The organism is Planctomyces sp. SH-PL14 (genome assembly GCF_001610835.1).
GTDB lineage: Bacteria > Planctomycetota > Planctomycetia > Planctomycetales > Planctomycetaceae > Planctomyces_A.
The window spans coordinates 3,263,649-3,285,245 of record NZ_CP011270.1; the positions used below are offsets into that span (position 1 = coordinate 3,263,649).

At 66.4% G+C, this 21,597-nt stretch carries 13 protein-coding genes; 10 read left to right on the forward strand and 3 right to left on the reverse strand.

Going from position 1 to position 21,597, the window contains the following annotated elements; translation table 11 throughout:
- Positions 1–142: 142 nt before the first annotated feature.
- The 5 genes from VT03_RS12675 to VT03_RS12695 all read left to right on the forward strand — a co-directional run bounded on the left by VT03_RS12675 (position 143) and on the right by VT03_RS12695 (position 8,080).
- Positions 143–2,971, forward strand: coding sequence for a PSD1 and planctomycete cytochrome C domain-containing protein (locus tag VT03_RS12675; protein WP_075097094.1), 2,829 nt, complete (start codon positions 143–145; stop codon positions 2,969–2,971).
- Between the two features lie 170 nt (positions 2,972–3,141).
- A complete protein-coding gene (locus VT03_RS12680; protein ID WP_075093313.1) occupies positions 3,142–4,542 on the forward strand; it encodes a DUF1501 domain-containing protein in 1,401 nt (466 codons plus the stop codon).
- Between the two features lie 54 nt (positions 4,543–4,596).
- On the forward strand, positions 4,597–6,027 hold the full coding sequence (locus tag VT03_RS12685; protein WP_082846168.1) for a sulfatase: 1,431 nt from the start codon (positions 4,597–4,599) through the stop codon (positions 6,025–6,027).
- Positions 6,028–6,331: 304 nt separating this feature from the next.
- Entirely contained in the window at positions 6,332–7,327 is a 996-nt protein-coding gene (locus VT03_RS12690; protein WP_075093315.1) for a malate dehydrogenase, read from the forward strand.
- Positions 7,328–7,459: 132 nt separating this feature from the next.
- A complete protein-coding gene (locus VT03_RS12695; protein ID WP_075093316.1) occupies positions 7,460–8,080 on the forward strand; it encodes a protein-L-isoaspartate(D-aspartate) O-methyltransferase in 621 nt (206 codons plus the stop codon).
- 344 nt (positions 8,081–8,424) lie between these two features.
- On the opposite strand, the gene VT03_RS12700 is transcribed toward VT03_RS12695, so the two are convergent.
- On the reverse strand, positions 8,425–9,561 hold the full coding sequence (locus tag VT03_RS12700; protein ID WP_075093317.1) for a hypothetical protein: 1,137 nt from the start codon (positions 9,559–9,561) through the stop codon (positions 8,425–8,427).
- Between the two features lie 529 nt (positions 9,562–10,090).
- On the opposite strand from VT03_RS12700, the gene VT03_RS12705 reads away from it, so the two are divergent.
- Positions 10,091–11,281, forward strand: coding sequence for a pyridoxal-phosphate-dependent aminotransferase family protein (locus VT03_RS12705; protein ID WP_075093318.1), 1,191 nt, complete (start codon positions 10,091–10,093; stop codon positions 11,279–11,281).
- A 75-nt stretch (positions 11,282–11,356) separates the two neighbouring features.
- Positions 11,357–12,232, forward strand: a complete 876-nt coding sequence (locus tag VT03_RS12710; protein ID WP_075093319.1) for a CPBP family intramembrane glutamic endopeptidase — start codon at positions 11,357–11,359, stop codon at positions 12,230–12,232.
- A 348-nt stretch (positions 12,233–12,580) separates the two neighbouring features.
- On the opposite strand, the gene VT03_RS12715 is transcribed toward VT03_RS12710, so the two are convergent.
- Positions 12,581–13,051, reverse strand: a complete 471-nt coding sequence (locus VT03_RS12715; protein WP_075093320.1) for a PA2169 family four-helix-bundle protein — start codon at positions 13,049–13,051, stop codon at positions 12,581–12,583.
- Between the two features lie 658 nt (positions 13,052–13,709).
- Here VT03_RS12715 and VT03_RS12720 point away from each other — a divergent pair.
- A complete protein-coding gene (locus tag VT03_RS12720) occupies positions 13,710–14,249 on the forward strand; it encodes an O-acetyl-ADP-ribose deacetylase (RefSeq protein WP_231870651.1) in 540 nt (179 codons plus the stop codon).
- 136 nt (positions 14,250–14,385) lie between these two features.
- Here VT03_RS12720 and VT03_RS12725 read toward each other — a convergent pair whose 3' ends face one another.
- On the reverse strand, positions 14,386–17,484 hold the full coding sequence (locus tag VT03_RS12725; protein WP_075097096.1) for a PSD1 and planctomycete cytochrome C domain-containing protein: 3,099 nt from the start codon (positions 17,482–17,484) through the stop codon (positions 14,386–14,388).
- Between the two features lie 562 nt (positions 17,485–18,046).
- On the opposite strand from VT03_RS12725, the gene VT03_RS12730 reads away from it, so the two are divergent.
- The gene (locus VT03_RS12730) at positions 18,047–19,276 is read left to right on the forward strand and encodes a PQQ-binding-like beta-propeller repeat protein (RefSeq protein WP_075093321.1); all 1,230 of its coding nucleotides are present in this window, start codon (positions 18,047–18,049) and stop codon (positions 19,274–19,276) included.
- A gap of 28 nt (positions 19,277–19,304) precedes the next feature.
- Positions 19,305–21,413 carry an adenylate/guanylate cyclase domain-containing protein gene (locus VT03_RS12735; protein ID WP_075093322.1) on the forward strand — a complete coding sequence of 703 codons (2,109 nt, stop codon included), beginning with the start codon at positions 19,305–19,307 and terminating at the stop codon, positions 21,411–21,413.
- The last annotated feature ends 184 nt before the right edge of the window (positions 21,414–21,597 follow it).

A 21,597-nucleotide genomic window follows, 5' to 3' on the forward strand; every position in this document is an offset into this window, starting at 1 on the left:
TTGGGTTTGAGCAATGGCAGCCGCGCCGGCCGGGACGCGGCTTGTGTCCACGGAGCAGGACGAGCCGGTAGACTGTCTCGTCGTCTTTCTGTCGGCCCGGCCAGATCGGTCCGACACTCCTTCCTGTTCCCGGACCCGCCCGATGACATCGCGGCCTCTCGCGCTGATCGTCCTGCTGCTCGCGGCGAGTTCGGCCGCAGCCGCCGACAACGCGGCGGAAGTGGTGTTCGTCCGCCGCGTGCAGCCGCTGCTTCGGGAGAAGTGCCTCGCCTGCCATGGTGGGGACGCCGCACGGATCGAAGGGGGACTCGACCTTCGGACGTCGGCCGCTTTAACGACCGGCGGAGACAGCGGCGTTGCCGTGGTCGTGGCCGGTCGTCCGGATGAGAGTCCTCTCTATCTGGCGGCCCGGCGGGATCACGAGACTTGGTCCGCGATGCCGCCGAAGGAGGCTGAGCGACTGACGAAGGAGCAGCTCGGCTGGCTGCGGGACTGGATCGCCGGCGGGGCGCCGTGGCCGGACGACGGACGGATCGCCGCGCTCACGCGAGCCCATCGGGACGAGTGGTCCGCCGAAGACGGCGTGACGGTCGCGACCTCCGGCGGGCTGTCGGCGGACTGGACGAACCGGCGGTACAAGCCCGAGGGACTGTGGGCCTATCGACCTGTCCACAAACCCGCGATCGGTTCGGCGCTGGCCGCCAAGCACGGACATCCGATCGACGCCCTCCTGGCCCTGCGGAGGCAGGCCGGACTGGCGGTCGCCCCGGCAGCGGACCGCCGGACGCTGATCCGGCGGGTGACATTCGACCTCACGGGGCTTCCTCCCGCGCCGGAGGAAGTCGAGGCGTTCGTCGCAGACTCGCGACCGATTGAGGCGGCGTGGTCCGACGTCGTCGAGCGGCTCCTGGCCTCCCCGCACTACGGCGAGCGGATGGCCCAGCACTGGCTCGACGTCGTGCGGTATGCCGATTCCTCTGGTTTCGCGAACGACTTCGAACGCGGGAACGCGTGGCGGTACCGCGACTACGTCGTCCGCTCGTTCAGCGACGACAAGCCGTACGACCGGTTCGTCCGGGAGCAGATTGCCGGAGATGAGATCGATCCGGCCGATCCCGAGATGCTCGTCGCCACCGGGTTCCTGCGGATGGGGCCGTGGGAGCTGACCGGGATGGAGGTGGCCCGGGTCGCGCGGCAGCGGTTCCTCGACGACGTCACCAACAGCGTGGGAGAAACCTTCCTGGCCCAGGCGCTCCAGTGCGCCCGCTGCCACGACCACAAGTTCGACCCAATCCCGACGCGAGACTACTACGCGGTCCAGGCGGTCTTCGCCACGACGCAGCTCGCCGAGCGCGAGGCACCGTTCCTCGCAGCCGAGAACACGTCGGGGTTTGAGGAGCGGAAGTACCTGGAGCAGCGCCGCCGCGAGTATCAGGCGACGCTGAAACAGCTCGAAGAGAAGTCGCTGGCGGCGGCCGGATCTTGGCTGGCCGAGCGGGAGATTGATCCGCAGCCATGGCTCGACGCCGTGGCAGAGGTCCGCGACCGGCAGCGGGGGAACGCCTTCACGGCCGCCCGGAACCTGCTGCTCAAGCGGGGAGTGGCCGAGGACCGGTTCCCGCCGCGGATGCTGGGATGGACGCCCGAGGAGATCGGGCTGGAGCGGATCGCCCGCAAGGGACTGGAACGGCTGGGATGGGAGTTTGACCGCTATGAGCCAGTCGCGCTGTCGGTCTACTGCGGCCGGACGCCGCAGGTCACGAGCATCGTCGCCCCGTTCCGGGTACCGACCGGACGGATGACACAGGGGGAACTGGAGGCGACCTGCATCCTGACGGGGGGCGATCCGTTCGCCAGCGGCGAGCCGGTCCGGCCCGGTGTGTTGAGCGTTCTCATGGAGGGCCGCACGGTCGAGGTGACAGATCAGATCGGAGGCCGACGTCGGGCACTGGCAGACTGGATCGCCCGGGGGGACAACCCGTTGACGACGCGGGCGATCGTGAACCGGATCTGGCTGTGGCACTTCGGCCAGCCGCTCGCCGGGAATCCGAATAACTTCGGATCGACCGGCAAACGGCCGACGCATCCGGAGCTCCTCGACTGGCTGGCCGCCACGTTCGTCGAGAAAGGATGGTCGGTGAAGGAACTGCACCGGGCGATTCTTTCGTCCGCCGCGTACCGCTGCAGCGCGGAGCATCCCGATCGCCGGCAGCTCGCCGAACTCGATCCGCAGGGGACGAGCGACGCGGTCTTCCGGCCCCGGCGGCTCTCGGCCGAGGAGCTGCGGGACGCACAACTCGCGGCGACGGGGGAGCTCAACCGGACACTCGGAGGGATTCCAAACCGGCCGGAGATCAATCTCGAAGCCGCCCTCCAGCCGCGACAGGTGATGGGGACCTTCGCCGCCGCCTGGACGCCCAATCCGCTCCCCAGCCAGCGGCACCGGCGGTCCCTTTACGCTCTCAAACTCCGGGGACTCTCCGACCCGTTCCTGGAAGTCTTCAACAGTCCGGCGCCGGACTTCTCGTGCGAGCGCCGCGAAGCCTCAACCGTGACGCCGCAGGTCTTCAGCCTCTTCAACGGCCAGGCGAGCCACGCCCGGGCGCTGGCGCTCGCGGATCGGGCGGCGCGGGAGACATCGACCGACGAGGCCGCGCTCGATCGATGCTTCGAGCGGCTGTTGTCGCGACGCGCCACAGCCGAGGAACGCGAGGTTTGTCTGGCCCATTGGAAGGACGTCGAGGCGGGCCTCGATCCGACCGCCGCCCCGATGCCACGTCCCGCCCTCGAGGTCCGCCGCGATGCCGTCGAAGAGAACACCGGGGAGAAGTTTTCGTTCCGCGAATCGCTTCCGGCGAACGCGGATTTCGTCCCTGACCTCCAGGCGGCGGAGGTGTCGCGTCACGTCCGGGCGCTGGCTGACGTCTGCCTCGTGCTGATGAATACCAACGAGTTCGCCTATGTGTACTGAAGGCGAGCGGGGGGCGTGAGCCCCCTGATGGTGTCGAACTCTGAGGACAGTCCCCAGACTCGAACGGAGTGAATCGTGGCGGAAGTCGATCGTTGGACGATCCGGAGGAACTGGGCGCCGTGGATCAGGGGGCTGACGCCCCCCGCTCGCCTGTGGGAAGAGGGACCGGTATGACTACGCCGTCGCGTCGCGAACTCCTGTATGGCCTCGGGCTGGGACTCGGCAGCATCGCGCTGTCGTCGCTTCTTGCTGATGAGCAAGGCCCTTCCACGGGAGGGGGACCGCTGGCGCCGCGGGCGGGGCATGTCGCGTCGAAGGCGAAGAACTGCATCTTCCTCATGATGGAAGGGGGGCCATCGCACCTCGACACCTTCGACCCCAAGCCCAAGCTCGATGAGCTGCACCTGCAGGCGTTCGTCCGGGAAGGGAAGGAGAAGTCGGCGATGGAGAGCGGGCGGCGGTACTACGTCCGCAGCCCGTTCCGGTTCCGCAAGACCGGCGAGTGCGGGGCCGACATGGCGGAGAACTGGAGTCATCTGGCCGGTGTGGCCGACGAGCTCTGCTTCTACCGCGGCTGTCAGGTCGACAGCGTGAACCACCCGACCGCGATGTACCAGATGAACTGCGGCAACCGGTTCGGTGGCGATCCGGGGCTGGGGGCGTGGGTGACATACGGGCTCGGCTCGCTGAACCGCGACCTGCCGGGGTTCGTCGTCCTTCCCGAGGTGAGTTATCCGCAGGGGGGCGCGGCAAACTGGAGCAACGGGTACCTGCCGGCGCACTTTCAGGGAACGCCGCTGCGGCCCAAGGGGTCGCCGATCCTCGACCTGCAGCCTCCGGCGGATGTGACGTCGTCGCGGCAGCGGAAGAACCTCGATCTGCTGGCAACACTCAACGCCGCTCATGCGGAGCGGCATCCCGGTCACGACGAACTGGCGGCGCGGGCGGAGAACTATGAGCTGGCGTTCCGGATGCAGACGCAGGTCCCGGAGACGCTCGATCTCTCGGGGGAGCCGGAGCATGTCCACCGGATGTACGGCCTCGGCCAGGAGGCGACCGACGCCTTCGGTCGCAAGTGCCTCCTGGCGCGGAAGCTGATCGAGAAAGGGGTCCGGTTCGTCCAGCTCTACAATGGGACGTGGGACAGCCATGACTTCATCGAGCGGGCCCACGGCAACCTCGTCCGCGGGGTCGACCAGCCGATCGCGGCCCTGATCGCCGACCTCCGCCAGCGGGGACTCCTGGAGAGCACGCTGGTCGTGTGGTGCGGGGAGTTCGGGCGGACCCCGGACAACGGCGTGCGGCAGGGGACCGCGTACGGCCGCGACCACAACCCGCGGGCGATGACGATCTGGCTTGCCGGCGGCGGATGCCGGGCGGGGCACACGATCGGGGCGACGGACGAACTGGGGATGACGGCGGTCGAGGAGGTCCGGCACGTCCGCGATTTCCATGTCACGCTGCTGCGGCTGCTGGGGCTCGACGACAACAGGCTCACCTACTATCACGCGGGGCGGTTCAAGCAGCTGAGCCAGTTCGGCGGCAAAGTGATCGAGCCGCTGATCGCGTGACCGGTCGGTGAGTCGGTTCGCAGCCTCCTCTGCCTTCCGTGGGAGAAGTCCGTGATGACGAGAGTTTTTCGCTTCCGAGTGCTCGTCGCGGTCTGTGTCCTCCTCTTCGCGACGGGGCGGACCCGGGCTGACGAGAAGCCGGTTCGTCCGAATGTCCTTGTCTTTCTGATCGACGACCTCGGAGGCCGGGACATCGCGGTCGACGGATCGACCTTTCATGAGACGCCGCACATCGACGCGCTGGCCCGGTCGGGTGTCCGGTTCACCGACTTCTACTCAGCCCATCCGGTCTGTTCGCCGACGCGGGCCGCGCTGATGACCGGCAAGGTCCCGCAGCGGCTGGGGATCACGGACTGGATCCATGCCGGGACTACGGTCGCGCTTCCCGCGGCCGAAGAGACGCTGGGGGAAGCGTTCCAGTCGCACGGTTATCAGACCGCCTACTTCGGCAAATGGCACCTTGGGGAGTCGGACGCCGATTTCCCGAAGCATCACGGCTTCGAATGGACGCGGTGCGTGAATCGGGGAGGCCAGCCGGCGTCGTATTACGCCCCCTTTCGTCGGCCGAGAAAGGGAGACGAACCGAACGGCCTGGATGTCCCGGACCTCGCGGACGCTCCACAGGACGCCTACCTGACCGACGTCCTGACCGGCCGGGCGATCGAGTTCCTTCGCCAGCGGGATGCGGCGCGGCCGTTTCTCCTCTGCTTCGGACACTACGCCGTCCACACGCCGATCCAGCCTCCTAAGGGACTGCCGGCGAAGTATCAGGAGAAGCGGGCAAAGACCTTTCGTGCGGGCGAAACACCGACCGTCCCGGCACCGTTCGATGCGGTCTCGCGCGGCCGGCAGGACAATCCGGACTACGCCGCGATGGTGGAGAACCTCGACACGAACATCGGCCGGATGATCGCCGCTCTCGGCGAGCTGAAGCTGCGGGAGAACACGATCGTGGTCTTCACCTCCGACAACGGCGGTCTCTGCACGCTCGCCCGCGGGAAACCGGGGCCGACCTGCAACCTGCCGCTCCGGAGCGGGAAGGGGTGGACCTACGAAGGGGGGATCCGGATCGCGACCTCGATCTCCTGGCCGGCAGGGCTCAAGCCCGCCGTTGCGAACGTTCAGGGTTATACGGCCGACCTCTATCCGACGCTCCTCGAACTGTGCGGCCTGCCGCTCCGTCCGGGGCAGCACCGGGACGGGGTGTCGCTGGCGGACGTTCTCCGCGGGGGCGAGCCCGGTCCGCTTCGCGAGCGGGACTTGGCCTGGTACTACCCGCATGAGCACGGTTCGGGGCACAAGCCGTCGGCGGCGATCCGCAGCGGCCGGTGGAAACTCGTTCACTTTCTGGGGAGCGGGCGGTCGGAACTGTTCGATCTGGAGAACGATCCCGGCGAGACGACCGACCTGAGCGCCATCGATCCCAACGGTGCCGCGCGGCTTGAGGAGCGGCTCAAGAGCTGGATCGCCGAGACGACCCGCTGAGGCGGCCGGGCTCGCGATCCGTTGGACTTCGGCGGCCATGCGAAATCCCCGTGAACACTCTCGAAGTTGTCATACGGAGGCGGTTTGCGCGGCGAACCGGTCGGTTGTTCGGGGGTATTGAACTCGCTACAAACGCGCGTTCCGCAGACGTTCTCGGTTTCCCGGCCTGGCGGGGTGTCCAGGAAGCATCTGTCCCGACCTGTTGGTGTCGCCGCCCGGAGGCGTGCTCAGCGCACTCCCCTGCCGAGCCGGCGGCCATCGTCCAACTGTCCCGGACAGCCACGAAGTTCTGGAGCGAGTTTTCATGGCCAAGTCCCCCATTCATGTCGCCATCACCGGCGCCGCCGGAAACATCGGATACGCCCTGACGTTCCGCATCGCCAGCGGGGAAGTCTTCGGTGCGGATCAGCCGGTCGTCATGCACCTCGTCGAAGTCCCGCCGGTCCTGAAGGCCCTCGACGGGGTCGAGATGGAACTGGAAGACTGCGCGTTCCCGACGCTGGCAGGCGTCAAGAAGGCTTCGAGCGACAACCTCCACGACGCTTTCGCGGACTGCAACTGGGTCCTGTGCGTCGGCAGCATCCCCCGCAAGGACGGGATGGAGCGGGCCGACCTGATCCGCATCAACGGGCCGATCTTCACGAACACCGGCAAGGCGATCGAAGCGACCGCCGCGAAGGACGTGCGGGTGCTGGTGGTCGGCAACCCGTGCAACACGAACTGCCTGATCGCCATGCACAACGCCCCCAAGGTCCCCCGCGACCGGTGGTTTGCGATGACGATGCTGGACCAGAACCGCGCCGTGAGCCAGCTCGCCAAGAAGGCGGGCCGTCCGGTGGCCAGCGTGAAGCATGTCGGGATCTGGGGGAACCACTCCGCCACGCAGTATCCGGACTTCTACCACGCGACGATCGACGGCCAGAAGGCGACGGACGTCATCAAGGACGAAGCCTGGCTGCAGACGACGTTCATCGACACCGTGCAGAAGCGCGGGGCGGCGGTGATCAAGGCCCGCGGCGCATCGAGCGCCGCCTCGGCGGCCAACGCAGTCCTCGACTCGGTGAAGGCGGCGGTCCGTCCGACCGGAGCGGGCGACTGTGCCAGCCTCGCGGTGTGCAGCGACGGGAGCTACGGCGTTGACGAAGGGCTGATCTTCGGCTTCCCGGTGACGAGCGACGGGCAGAACTGGAAGATCGTCAAGGGGATCGAGCACAACGAGTTCGCCCAGGCGAAGATCAAGATCACGCTCGACGAGCTCCGGACCGAGCGGGACACGGTCAAGGACCTGCTCCCCGGTTGAGCTTCGTAGGCCCGGAGGTGACTCCGCCTCTTCGAACGATGCCGGTCTGTCCGGGCATTTCACGTGCTGAGAGAATCCAGCCGGCGGTCTTGCGACCGCCGGCTGGTTGCATTTTCGGCGGTGCCTTTCGTCATGTCTGTGCCGGTGGAGTTTCGTCGGTCGCTGGAGGAGCGGGGGATTCGCGATCCCCGTGTTCTGGAGGCGATGGCCCGGGTTCCGCGGGAGGAGTTCGTTCCGACGGCGCTTTGGGCTCGCGCTTATGAGGACCGGGCGTTACCGATCGAGGCGGAGCAGACGATCAGCCAGCCGTATGTCGTGGCGTGGATGACGGAGCAGTTGCGCTTAAGCGGGACGGAGACTGTCCTCGAAGTCGGGACGGGGAGCGGCTATCAGACCGCGATCCTGGCGGAGCTGGTGGGGAGAGTGGTGACGATCGAGCGGGTCACTGAGCTGGCGCGGACCGCTCGCGAGCGACTGGAGGGGATGGGGTATTCGAACATTGAGTTCCATGTCGGTGATGGAACGCGGGGGTGGGGGGAGAGTGGGCCGTACGACGGGATTCTGGTGGCGGCGGGGACGGCGGAGGTGCCGCGGGAGCTGGTGGAGCAGTTGCGGGTGGGTGGGCGGCTTGTGATTCCGGTGGGTGTGCCGACGCGTCAGGTGATGAAGCTGGTGCAGAGGGTGGGTGAGGGTTTGACGGTGCGTGATCTGGGTGGTTGTGTGTTTGTGCCGCTGATCCGCGATCCGGAGTAACGCCCCCCCAATCACCGGGTCCAGGGGCACCCTGGTGGGGGATGCAAGGCGGAGAATCCCCTTTGCCCGCCGGAGGCTTTGGCCGTCGAGAGATGTCTGAAGGAGAGCGTGTCCAGACGCGGACAAGGTGCCGGATGCCCCTTCACCAACCCGCGGGGATTGCAAAGCGAGCGGTGAGTCCTCAACGCTGGTCCCACAAAGCGGGCGCCCGTTGCTTACCACGGTTCCTCATGGAAGCGCCTCCGGCGGCAAGGGGTGACCCCCTTGACCCCAACTGCCGTGGCACGTTGGGGCTGAGCAAGCACAGCCGCGCCGGCAAGAACGACGTTTCGAGGAGGCCAGAGCTACTTGTAGAACGCCTTACTGATCCTGTTCAGCACCGGCTGCGTCTGCCGTACCACCACCAGCGGGCCAAACACCGTGGCACCCCCACCACCATCCCCCCACAACCCGAACTCCTCCGACTCCTGAAGCTTCCGGACAATCTCGTCCGGCGTTCCCTTCATCTTCACCCCGCCCTTGGCCCGCGTGTTGAACACCCGGACATGGTCCGGATAGTTCGCCTTGGCCTTCGACGTAATGAGCAGCGTCTCATGCGTGATCACCGCCCCCAGGTCGTGCGGCGCAAGCAGGCTCTCCAGAACTTCACCCGCCGTCTTCCCCTCGGGCTGTGGCTTCACGTTCTGCGTGTAGCCAACCCCCACATCACTCAATCCCTCGCCATCAACCCACACGAACACCGAGTAGGCGTTCGCAAACTCCGTCATCAGATCCTTGAAGGGAAGCTCGTCCGCCACCTTGAGCTTCTTCGCACCCGGCTTCGCCAGATTGTCGGCGATCAGCTTCTCATTCTTCTCCGTCAGCGTCAGGGCCGGCTTCTTCCCCGTCCCCAGCTCCTGGTAGAGCTGACTGAAGAGCTGATCCAGCTTCGCATGCACCCGCGGAATCTGGCGGACCTTCAACTTCCCGTCCGCGACCTCAATCTCGCCGCCGTACTGGTCCGTATCCTTCCAGTGAGCCTCGACACACCCCCGCGCCAGATCGATGACCGCCTGATCGCTCTTCACGTGCGCGCCGAGCGGCTTGAGGTCGTACTCCTTGAGCATGAAGGCGTCTTCCGCAACGGGACGGGAGGTGATCTGCGGCCCGTCCTCCTTCTCAAGAAGCTCCAGGTGGTAGCCGTCGAGCGCGAGCCACAGGATGTTCCGGAGCGACATCCCCCGCAGTTCGAGGTTGAACTTGATGTTCGTCGTCACCAGTCCTTCGTTCTCGATCGACGTCCGGTCGACGGAGACGTCGAGCTTGTGCTTATCGCGGAGGTCGGTGACGGCGTCTTCGAGGGTCTTGTCGCGCCACTGGATCGAGGCCGCGGAATCGAGGACCGAGAGGGCGGGGGGATCGGCGGCCCGCAGGGCCGCGAGGCTGCCGAGGGTTGCGGTCACGAATGCCGCCATCAGAAGAACAGACCGAAACCGCACCATCGGATCAGCTCCACCGCAGTCGTATCGGGATGAGAGCTGCAGGATATCACACTGCACGGCCCGGCCGAATGCTCAATCCGCGTCCATGCCGGCGCGGCTCGATAGCTCAAACCCAACGTGCCACGGCAGCCTGTGTTGTTTCTTTGGCCCCCTTGCCGCCGGAGGCGTTTCCATGAGGAACCGTGAAAAACAACGATCGCCCGCTTTGTGGGACCGGCGTTGCGGACTCACTGCCCGCCCTGGAATCGGAGCGGGTTGGTGAGGGGGCATACGGCACGGTGTCCTCGCTTGGATACTCACTCCTTCAGACGTCTCTCGACGGCCAGGCCTCCGGCGGGCAAAGGGGGCCAGAAAAACAACACAGGCCCCCTTGCATCCCCCACCAGGGTGCCCCTGGACCCGGTCATAGGCTGCACTGGGTTGCCCCGACCTTCTGAATCACGGAGAGTAGCTTCGATCGGCCTTCCGCCCTGTCACCCGCGGAAACGCCCCCAAAACCCGAGCACGCTCCTTCGCGGTCCATCTCCCCATGTCCTCTCTCTCCGCCTCCATCCCCGCCTCCCTCCGCCCACCCCGCCGCATCCTCATGGGACCGGGACCAAGCGACACACCCGCCTCCGTCCTCGCCGCCCTCGGCGCTCCCACCGTCGGACACCTTGACCCCTACTTCCTCAAGGTCATGGACGAAACCCAGTCCATGCTCCGACAGGTCTTCCGCACCAGGAACGAACTGACGATGTCCGTCAGCGGCACCGGCAGCGCCGGCATGGAAGCGTGCGTCGTTAACCTCATCGAGCCCGGCGACCGCATGCTCGTCGGAGTCAACGGCGTCTTCGGCGGACGGATGGCGGACGTCGCCGGCCGCTGCGGCGCGGAAGTGACCAAGATCGAACGCCCCTTCGGCGAAGTCTTCGACCCGCAACAGATCGCCGACGCCGTCAAAGCGTCGAACCCCAAAGTCGTCGGCCTCATCCACGCCGAGACCTCGACCGGCGCCCGGCAACCCCTCGAAGAGATCACGAAGATCGTCCACGACGCCGGAGCCCTCCTCCTCATCGACTGCGTCACCTCGCTCGGCGGTCTCCCGGTCGAGATCGATGGCTGGGACGTCGACGCTGCCTATAGCGGCACGCAGAAGTGCCTGAGCTGCCCCCCCGGACTCGCTCCGGTCACCTTCAGCGCCCGGGCCCTCGACGTCATCAGCCGCCGCAAGACCAAGATCGCAAGCTGGTACCTCGACACCACGATGGTCCGCAACTACTGGAGCAGCCAGTCGCGGGCCTACCACCACACCGCCCCGATCAACATGAACTTCGCCTTCCACGAGGCGCTGCGGCTCGTGCTGGAGGAAGGACTCGAACAGCGGTGGGAACGACACCGGCGGAACCACGGGATGCTGCGGGCAGGACTCGAGGCGATGGGGCTGCAGTACGTCGTTGCCGAAGCCCATCGGCTCCCGATGCTGAACTCCGTCCGGATCCCCGAAGGAGTCGATGACAAGACCGCCCGCGGCTTCCTGCTCAGCGAGTACGGAATCGAGATCGGCGGCGGACTGGGACCGATGGCCGGCAAGGTGTGGCGGATCGGCCTGATGGGAGAGACGTGCCAGAAGCGGAACGTGCTGCTGGTCCTAGGCGGGATCGAAGGCGCCCTGCGAGCCCAGGGGGTTTCCGTCTCCGCCGGCGCCGGCGTCGCGGCCGCCCTGGCGGCGGAAGCCTGAGGAAGCGGCCGGGCTCCCCGGTCCCCTCGTCCCCCGTGCCCCTTCTGGTCATTCCATCCTTCCGACGAGCCGTTCGTGTTCGAGATCCTTCCCGTCCTGGCTCAGATCGACGCGGCGGTCGAGCCCGTTCAGCCGGGAGGCTTCATCGCCGGGACCATGATCCTCTCCGCACTCGCGGGCAGCTTCCTGTTCTGGTTGATGCTGTGGACGGGGGGCGAGCGGGTGTGGCAGGAGACCGTCCTGCGGGACCTACTGTCCCCCCCGCCCGAAGCAGACCGCTTCGTCGTTCCCCGGACCGCTTATGCCCTCGGGATCGGCATCGTCGGGATGATGATCGCGCTCAAGATCGTGAGCAGCTTCGCGCCGGCTTCGAACGTCGAGCTGACCGAAGGACGGATTCTCTCGGGCCTCGGGCTCGATCTGGCTCTCCAGCTCGTGACCTACGCGATCCTGGGCCTCGCGGTGCTGGCCGGTCCGCGGCCGCCACTGTGGCGGGCCATCCGCCCCGGACGTGAGGTCCTGCTAGGGCTCGCCGGATTCACGGCCGCGGTCGGACCGGTGCTCCTCCTGATGATCGCGTCCCAGCCACTGCGGACGGAGAGCTCCGAGCACCAGTTCCTCCAGATCCTCCGCGACTCCCAGTCTCCGCTGGTGATGGGGCTGATCTGTGTTTCGGCTGCGGTGGTGGCGCCACTCTCAGAAGAGCTGACCTACCGCGTGATTCTCATGGGAGGGAGCGAGGCGAAGCTGGGCCCCGGGGTGGCCCTGATCGGATCATCGCTGCTGTTTGCAGTGATCCACGGGTTCCCCGACATGATCGCTCTCGTTCCGCTGGCCCTGATCCTGGGATGGATCTATCAGCGGACGCAGTCCTACATCGCGATCGTCACCACGCATGCCGCCTTCAACACGTTCAATCTGACGATGGTCCTCGTGCAGACGTGGCTTTGAAGGAGACGGGCCACCGGAAAGAGCACATCCGGCGCGTCAGGGCGGTCAGAGAGTGACCAGGCAGCACAATCAGGCGGCGACGTGCAGAGCGGAGCCGATGAGCATCATCAGCCCCATCATCCACACCGTCACCGTAAAAAGCCCGCCAAGAACAAATGCGATTGCTTTCATGATGGATTCCTTTCCTGCGATAGTCAGTCCCTTGGTAGCAACACAACTTCTCCAGCAAAGACGCTCTGCCTGATTTGAACAGGCCAGCCCCTGACGGTTCACGGGGAACCGCGTCGGCGAGCGTACCAGTACGGGCGGCTGCCGGACCGCCCGACTTCCCTCCAAGCTCCGTGTGGCTTACTCGGCACAGCACTCGTCGCGGAGCATTTTCACCCGATCATGCGACGCCTTGACCTGGGCATACTGCCGGGTCAGGACATCGTTCACGGCGCTCCCCGCGGTGTTACGCAGGACAGTCTCGTAGGCACCCTTGATATGGTCCTCACCCCGCTCCGCTTCGGAGAGGATGGCGTTCGCATCGTTGGACGTCAGGAGCTCGCGGACGTTGATCCACGTTCGATGGACGGCCGCGGCGTAAGACCCTTCGCGTCGGGCCTCCTCTCCGTTGCATTCCACGAACGCGGACAGTTCGTCCGCCTGCTCCTGCCGCTGATTCGCAAAGTGCTCGAAGGCGGCCGAGATGGCGGCGTTCTCAATTTCGTTCGCGGCAAACCGGAATCCGTCACGAGCATCGATATTGGCTTGGATCAAATCCTGAAGCGCATCAATGGTTGCCGGTTCCAGATCGCACTTGGTTTCTAAGGCCATGATTCGATCTCCTTGAACTCGTTCCCATGAAGTTGGTTGTGAAGTGGAAAAGCCGTTATGCAACGGTCGTGCCAGAGCCCTCAAGGCTTTGTTTGACGAGCGCAACCTCGTGTTTCCCAATGGGTTCTTGGCATTCCCGGGAGGCGGAACGGCAGGTTACGGCGAAACCCGTCGTGGCCTGGGACCGGCCGTTTTGAAGCGGCATCATTCATTGCGTCTAAAGGGCGAGGGTTCGCCGGATGATGGTCCGACAATGGCGCGACCAGCCGGGTCCAGGGGCACCCTGGTGGGGAGTGCAGGGGGGCGAAGCCCTCTTGCCCGCCGGAGGCCTGGCCGTCGGGAGATGTCTGAAGGAGTGAGTGTCCAAGCGCGGACAACGTACCGTATGCCCCCTCACCTAACCGGCGGGGATTGCGAAGCCTGCGGTCTGGTTTGAGGGAGTCCTCAACGCCGGTACCACAAAGGGGACATCCGTTGCGTACCACGGTTCCTCATGGAAGCGCCTCCGGCGGCAAGGGGTGACCCCCTTGACCCCGGCTGCCGTCGGACGTTGGGTTTGAGCGAGCACAGTCGTGCCGGCCAGGACATCATCCGAGCTGGCGGGACAACCTCTTGAGGTAACATGGAGCCCTTCAGTCCACCTCGGAGGAACAAAGCCATGATGAGAGTTCCCGTCGGCCGCTCCGTGCTCGAACTGGTCGTGGGAGACATCACCGAGCAAGAGGTCGATGCCATCGTCAACGCCGCGAATTCCGCGCTCGCGGGCGGCGGCGGAGTCGACGGCGCGATCCACCGCGCGGCCGGGCCGGGGATCCTCCAGGAGACGCGGGCCCGCTACCCGCAAGGATGCCCCACCGGCAGCGCGGTCGTGACCTCCGCCGGAAGCCTCAAGGCCCGTTACCTGTTCCACGCCGTCGGCCCGATTTGGCGCGGGGGAACCAAAGGGGAACCCGACCAGCTCCGGTCCGCGTATCAGCGGTGCCTCGATCTGGCGGCCGAACACGAGTGCCGCTCGCTCGCCTTCCCCGCCATCAGCGCCGGGATCTATGGCTATCCCCGCGACCTCGCGGCGGAGCACTCCCTCACGACGGTCTGGAACCACCTGACGCAGCGGGCCCATCCGGAGGTCGTCCGCTTCGTCCTGTTTGACGAAGGGATGTACGGGGCGTTCGCGCGGGTCCTCGAAGACAAGTCCTGAGACACAGTGCAGCAGTCCCAACGCCCAATAACGGGCAACCCGGCTCCCTCGAAAGCTCGAACACCGCGCCCGCCCGAACGGACCGTGCCCGCTCAAACCCAACGTGCGACGGCCCCCCGGTCCAGCGGGACGCTGGTCACTCCTTGGTGACGGTCTCGTCGAGGTTCAGGAGGATGTTGGCCACCATCGTGTAGGCGGCGTGCTCCACCGGGGCGAGGGCCTCGTTCCGCGGGCTGGCGCCAACCGTCAGGAGCTTGAGGGCGGCGGGCTGGTCCTGCTGGAACTTCTCGAGATGCAGCTGGAGCTGCTTCGTCAGGACTTCCAGCTCCTTGGGAGTCGGCTGACGGCAGGTGGCGAGGCGGAAGCCGTAGGTGAGCCGGTCGACCGTCTGCGAGCCCCCTTCAAGGAGCATCCGCGCGGCGAGCCGGCGGGCCGCTTCGACGTACTGCTCATCGTTCATGAGGACGAGGGCCTGGAGCGGCGTGTTGGTCCGGGCGCGGCGGGCGGTGCAGGTCTCGCGCGACGGGGCGTCGAAGGCCATCATGCTCGGCGGAGGCGACGTCCGCTTCCAGAAGGTGTACATGCTGCGGCGATAGAGCGCCTCGCCGTTGTCGCGGACGTACTTGTTGGTGTCGCTGCTGGCGAAGGCGATCGCCTCCCAGATCCCTTCGGGCTGATAGGGATTGACGCTCCGTCCGCCGAGCTTCTCCACCAGGAGGCCGCTGGTGAACAGGGCGCTGTCCCGGACGACTTCCGCTTCCATCCGGAACCGCGGGCCGCGGGCCAGAAGGGTGTTCTCCGGGTCGCGCTGGACGAGTTCCGGCGAGACCCGGGACGACTGCCGGTAGGTGTTCGACGTGACGATCATCCGGACGAGCCGCTTGACGTCCCAGCCGGTCTCCATGAACTCGGCCGCGAGCCAGTCGAGCAGCTCCGGATGCGTGGGCCATTCCCCCTGCACGCCGAAGTCCTCCGACGTCTTGACGAGCCCCCGGCCGAAGAACTGCTGCCAGAGGCGGTTCACCGAGACCCGCGATGTGAGCGGATGGCTGCGGTGGACGAGCCACTGCGCCAGCCCGAGGCGGTTCTTGGGAGCACCCTCGGGCATCGGCGGGAGGACCGCCGGGGTTCCCCGCTGGACTTTGTCGCCCGGCTTGTCGTACTCGCCCCGGTTGAGAATGAAGGTCTCGCGTTCCTGCGCGTCGTCCCCCATGACGAGCGAGACGGGGATCGCCTCGTCGGTCGCCTTGCGGTCTGCCTCGAGCTGGCTCAGCTGTTTATCGAGGGGCTCGAACGTGGGGCGGGTCGCCGGGTAGACCTTCTGGACGAAGTAGTCGCGGATCTGCTTCTTCTGGTCGTCGTTCCGCTTGTCCGCCTCGACCTTGATGGCGTCGACGACCGGCTGCGGGATCTCGGGCTTGGCCTGGGCTTTGACGTAGGCCTCCCAGGCGACGAGCGATTCGAACGACTTCCCGTCCTGCGGCGTGCGGGTCACGATCCCCGCCTTGTCCCAGTAGCAGAGGCCGTCGAACTGCGTGAAGGCCCAGCCGTTGAGCATCTTGCCCGTAGGGAGTCCGACGCGGGCGGCGTCGACTTCCAGCCGGACCCACTCGCCCGGCTTGGGGAGGTCGCCGAGGCGGCGGTGGCCGTCGGTGTCGCCCGAGCCAAAGCTGATCGCGTCCTCGCCCCAGAACGCGCGGTGCTCCCACGAGCCGTCATTGAACTGGAGCATGACGGTCTTGGGAGGATTCTGCGGATCGAGGTAGACGTAGGCGAAGAACTTGTCGCCGTCGCCCACCTTCAGCGGCGCGGTGGCCCCGGTAAAGAAGTGTTGCGTGATCCCCTTCCCTTCGCGGCGGGTCGCCTTGTCGCCGCTGTGGACGGGATGGTCCGGCTTGCCGACGAACTCCCAGGAGGTGTTCCCCTGGAGCTGCGCGCCCATCGGAGCGGTGTCTTCGATCCAGACGAACTCCTGCGGCGTGTCGGCCGCGGGGGCTCCTTCCGTCATCGGTGGCTCGGTGTATTCGACCTTGGCCAGGGCGTCCGTGATCGACTGCTTTGTGGCGGCGATCTTCTGGTCGAGGTCCGCGATCCTGGCCGTTTCCTCAGGCGAGGGGAGCTTCACCGTGGGGGGCGTGTCGTGGCGGTTGCCGTCCATCGCCGGGTCGGAGGCGGAGTTGAAGAACGAGTAGAGCTGATAGAACTCCTTCTGGGTCACCGGGTCGAACTTGTGGTCGTGGCAGACGGCGCAGCCGAGCGTGAGGCCAAGGAACACCGTCGAGAGCGTTTCGGTGCGGTCGACGACGTACCGGACGCGGACCTCTTCGGCGATCGAGCCCCCTTCGCTGGTCGAGACGTTGGCCCGGACGAAGCCGGTCGCCACCTTCTGGTCGAGCGTGGCATTGGGGAGGAGGTCGCCGCCGAGCTGTTCGACGACGAACTCATCGAACCGCTTGTTCGTGTTGAAGGCGTTGATGACCCACTCGCGGTACTTGTAGAGGGACCGCTTGTTGTCGAGGTGCAGGCCGTGCGTGTCTCCGTACCGGGCGAGGTCGAGCCAGTACCGCGCCATGTGCTCGCCGTAGCGAGGGGACTTCAGAAGGCGATCGACGACCGCTTCGTAGGCGCCGGGCGAGGTGTCCGCCAGGAAAGCGTCGACTTCCGCGGGGGTCGGGGGGAGGCCGGTGAGGTCGAGTGTCAGACGGCGGAGGAGGGTGATCTTGTCCGCTTCGGGGCTGGGGCGGAGGCCTTCGGCTTCCAGCCGGGCGAGGGCGAAGCGGTCGATCGGGTTCGTTTCCCAGGCGGTGTTCTGGACGGCCGGGAGGGTGGGGCGTTCGACGGTGTTGAAGGACCAGTGCTTTTTGAATTCGGCCCCTTCGCGGATCCAGCGTTTGAGGATCTCGATCTGTTCCGGCGTGACATTTTTGCCGCTGGCCGGCGGGGGCATGACTTCGTCGGGATTGGTCGAAGTGAGGCGGGCGATGAGGCCGCTGGCGTCGGGGTCGCCGGGGACGATGGCCTGGGCGCCGGACTCGAGTTTGAGGGTAGCGCCTTCGGTGGTGTCGAGTCGGAGGCCAGCCTGGCGGGACTTGTCGTCAAAGCCGTGGCACTTGAAGCAGTTGTCCGAGAGGATCGTTCGGACGTCGCGGTTGAAGTCGAGTTTCTGGCCGGGGTCGGCGGCGGAGGCGGTGGTGGTCAGGAGGCAGGCGACGACGAGGAGAGACGATCTGATCATGGCGGGCCGGAGGGAAGCGGGAGGAGGGCGCGAGGCAGGATCAGCGGCGAACGCATCAATGTTGTCGAATCTGAATTCTACTGACGAACTTTCACGAAACGGAAGCGAAGACTTCATTGGTTGAAAGGGGTGCCATCTCACCGGGTCCAGGGGCACCCTGGTCAGGGGGTGCGGGGGGCAGAATGCCTCTTGCCCGCCGGAGGCCGTCTCGCCGGAAACCGTCGGAGAGAGATCGTGTCCAAGCGCGGACACGGTGCCGTATGCCCCCTCACCAACCCGCAGGGATTGCACAGCGAGCGGTGTGTTGTGAGGGAGTCCTCATAGCTAGTACCACAAGACGGACGCCCGTTGCATACCACGGTTCCTCACAGGAGTGCCTCCGGCGGCAAGGGGGCGAGGCCCCCTTGACCCCAGGCTGCCGTGGCACGTTGGGTTTGAGCTACGGGAGCTGCGCCGGCAAGAACGCGGTTTGAGTCGATGACGCATCCGGTGGATCAATCACGCACGCGGACATAAGCTGACCACCCTGGCCACATCCGTCCGGCAGAAGGGAATCGACATCATGAGAAGGACTCTTGCACTCACGCTTCTTCTCTGGGCCCTCGCCTCGACGGCAACCGCCGGAGACTGGCCACAAATCCTCGGCCCCAACCGCACCGGCATCGCCGCCGGCGACGAAAAACTCCTCCCCGAATGGCGCCGCGATCCCGCCATCGTCTGGAAACGCCCCGTCGGCACCGGATACGCCGGCCCCGTCGTCGCCGGAGAACGCCTCATCCTCTTTCACCGCATCAACACCGACGAGGTCGTCGAATGCCTCAACGCCCGGACCGGACAACCCCTCTGGAAACAGTCCTACGGCACCACCTTCCGCCCCCAGGTCGGCGGCGGTGACGGGCCCCTCTGCACACCCACCATCGTCGGCGATAAGGTCGTCACCTTCGGAGCCCAGGGAGTCCTCTCCTGCTATGACCTCGCCCGCGGCACCCCGCTCTGGCAACGCGAGACCCACCGCGAGTTCGCCGCCCAGGAAGGCTACTTCGGAGCCGGCAGCACCCCGATCGTCGTCGAAGAGATGGTCGTGGTGAACGTCGGCGGAACGCGGAAGAACTCCGGACTCGTCGGCTTCTCGCTTGCCACCGGGGAAACGAAGTGGCAGCAGACCACCGAACAGGGGAGCTACTCTGCCCCGACCGTCGTTTCGCTCGAAGGATCGCCGCGGGTCATCGCCGTCACGCGGCTCAAATGCGTCGGCCTCGACCCCGCAACAGGCGCCCAGTGGTTCGACTTCCGCTTCGGCGCCCGCGGCCCAACCGTCAACGGGGCGTCCCCGATCCTGCTGCCCAGCGGCGAGCTGTTCGTCACCTCGAGCTACGGCGTCGGCTCTACGCTGGGCCACCTCAGCCCGCTCGGGTGCGAGCCGGTCTACTCCGGGGACGAGATCCTGGCGACCCAGTACGCCACGCCCATCGCCTGGCAGAAAGTCCTGTTCGCCATCGACGGCCGGGACGACATCCCCCCCTCCGACCTCAAGTGCGTCGACCCGATCAAACGGAAGACGCTCTGGAGCACGCAAGGCTTCGGCTACGGCACGCTCCTCCTCGCAGACAACAAGCTCCTGGCCCTCAAGACCGATGGCGAGCTCGTGATGGTTGAGGCCAACGCGGAACGGTACCTGGAACTGGGCCGGACCCGGCTCTTCGATACCACCACCCGGGCCCTCCCGGCCCTCTCGCGGGGACTGCTGTTTGCCCGGGATGAACAGACCCTCAAGTGTGTGAACCTGAAGTAGGGCCCGGAACAGGGCAGGGACAGGTCCGATGAAGTTCCGGTTCCGGACGACTCAGCTCACGCTCTTCCTGGCGGTCCTGCTGCCGGTCGTGGCGGCGCTTGGACTGGCGGGCTACTGGGCGGTCCGGTTCACTGGCGAAGACCTCGGCCATCAGCTCCTCCTACAGACCTCGTTCCGGGTCGACGAAGAAATCGAGCGGGTCCTCAACGAAGCGGTCGAAGAGGTCCGCCTGACGCGGGCGCTCATCGAGTCCGGCACGCACGCCGGCGGCAACGCGGCGGCGCTCGTTCCGTTCTGGTCCCAGGTGCTGGGCGTCCGCGACGAGCTGACCGGACTGTTCCTCGCCCGGGAGGCGGACGGGTCGTGCGTCGGAGTCTCGCGGCTCAACAACTCGCTCGGCGTCTGGCAGCTCGACGTCGAGGAAGGTCGCCAGCGGCTGCGGGAATTCGAGATCAAGGACTTTCCGCAGACCCCCTATCAGGTCCAGGAGAACGCCTCCTATGACATCCGCCGCCGCCCCTGGTACGCGCTGACGAAGAGCCTGGATGGTCCCGCCTGGGCCGACTGCTACCTCTTCCTCGGGCTCAAGGGGAACGAAAGCGAGATGGGGGTCACCTACGCGGAGCCGATCCGCGATGCCGAAGGGCAGCTCACCGGCGTCGTCTCGGCCGACTTCTCGGTCCGGCAGCTCAGCGGATTTCTCAAGACGCTGCGGGTGGGGCAGTCCGGGTATGCCTTTGTCGTCGAGCTGCGGGACGACGGATCGCGGGCCGTCATCGCCCACCCGGACCACGCCAAGCTGACACGCCTGACTCCCGACGGCGTCCCGTCGCTGATTCCCGTCGAAGAGTCCCCCGATCAGCTGGTCGTCCATGCCATCCGGGAGGCCGGTCCAGGGGTCGGGTCGCCGGGCCTCGGGACCTCGCTGCGGTTCGAGGAGAACGGAGTCCGGCACGTCGGCCTGGCGCGGCGGATCAAGGGGGCCGGCTTTCCCCCGTGGCAGATCGTGATCGTCCTGCCGGAGAAAGATGTCTTTGCCCACGTCGACGAGATCACGGCCATCAGCGCGATCCTGGCGGTCGGGAGCGTGGCGATCGTGGTCCTGTTCGGAATCTATCTTTCGACGCAGATCGCCCGTCCGCTGGAACAGCTCGCCGCCGAGACCGAGGCGGTCGGTCGGTTCGACCTGGCGGAACGACCGCTCCCGCAATCCGTGGTGCTGGAGGTCGACCGGCTGTCGAACGCGACCGGCGACATGAAGACGAGCCTCCGGTCCTTCCGGAAGTTCGTTCCGGCCGATGTCGTGCGGAGCCTTGTCGCCTCGCGGCAGGAGGCGGCCTTCGGCGGTGAGAAGCGGTGCGTTACCACTCTCTTCAGCGACATCGTCAGCTTCACGAGCGTCGCCGAGGGGATGTCGCCCGAGGAACTCGTCGGCCACCTGCGGGAGTACCTGTCGGTCGTCAGCGACGGCGTCGCGCTGGAGGAGGGGACGGTCGACAAGTTCATCGGCGATGCCGTGATGGCGATCTGGGGCGCGCCGGTCGCGATGGAAAACCACGCCCTGGCCGCCTGCCGGGCGGCGCTTGTGGTCGAAGCGGCGCTTGCGGAGCATCGGCCCGAGTGGCAGCGCCGCGGTCTGCCGGAGTTCCGGGCCCGCTACGGGATCAACACCGGCGATGTCGTCGTCGGGAACATCGGCAGCGACACGAGGCTGAGTTACACGGCGATCGGCGACGCGGTGAACCTGGCGAGCCGACTCGAAGGCCTCAACAAGGAGTACGGGACGACGATCCTTCTCTCGGAGTCGACGCGGACGATGGCGGGGAACCACATCATCGCCCGGCCGCTCGACTGGGTCTCGGTAAAGGGGAAGAGCGTCGCGACGCCGATCTATGAGCTGCTCGGCCTGTCGAATGCGCCGCCTCACAATGCGATCGAGCTGGCTGGAGAGTTTGAGAGCGTTCTCGACCTGTACCGCGCCCGAAAGTTCGCGGAGGCGATTCAGCGCGGGGTGGAACTGCTGAAGCGTCATCCCGGCGACCCTCCAACGCTTCGGTTGCAAAGTCGATGTGAAGAATTGCTGAAGCATCCCCCCGCGGCGGACTGGGATGGGACGTTTCATGCCCTCACGAAGTGATCGCGTGTGCCCCCAAATCGGCGATCGGGAGGGCGAGGCTCCAGCCGAGCCGCGGCGGTGGCGGATGCGGTCGATTGGAGGCGGTGAGGAGCCTGTGCGGCTCAGCAGGAGCTTCGTCCTCCCAGTCCCGGCGAATGCGCCACCGACAATTCAGACGCGAAGACTTAACGCGAGTCTTCACATC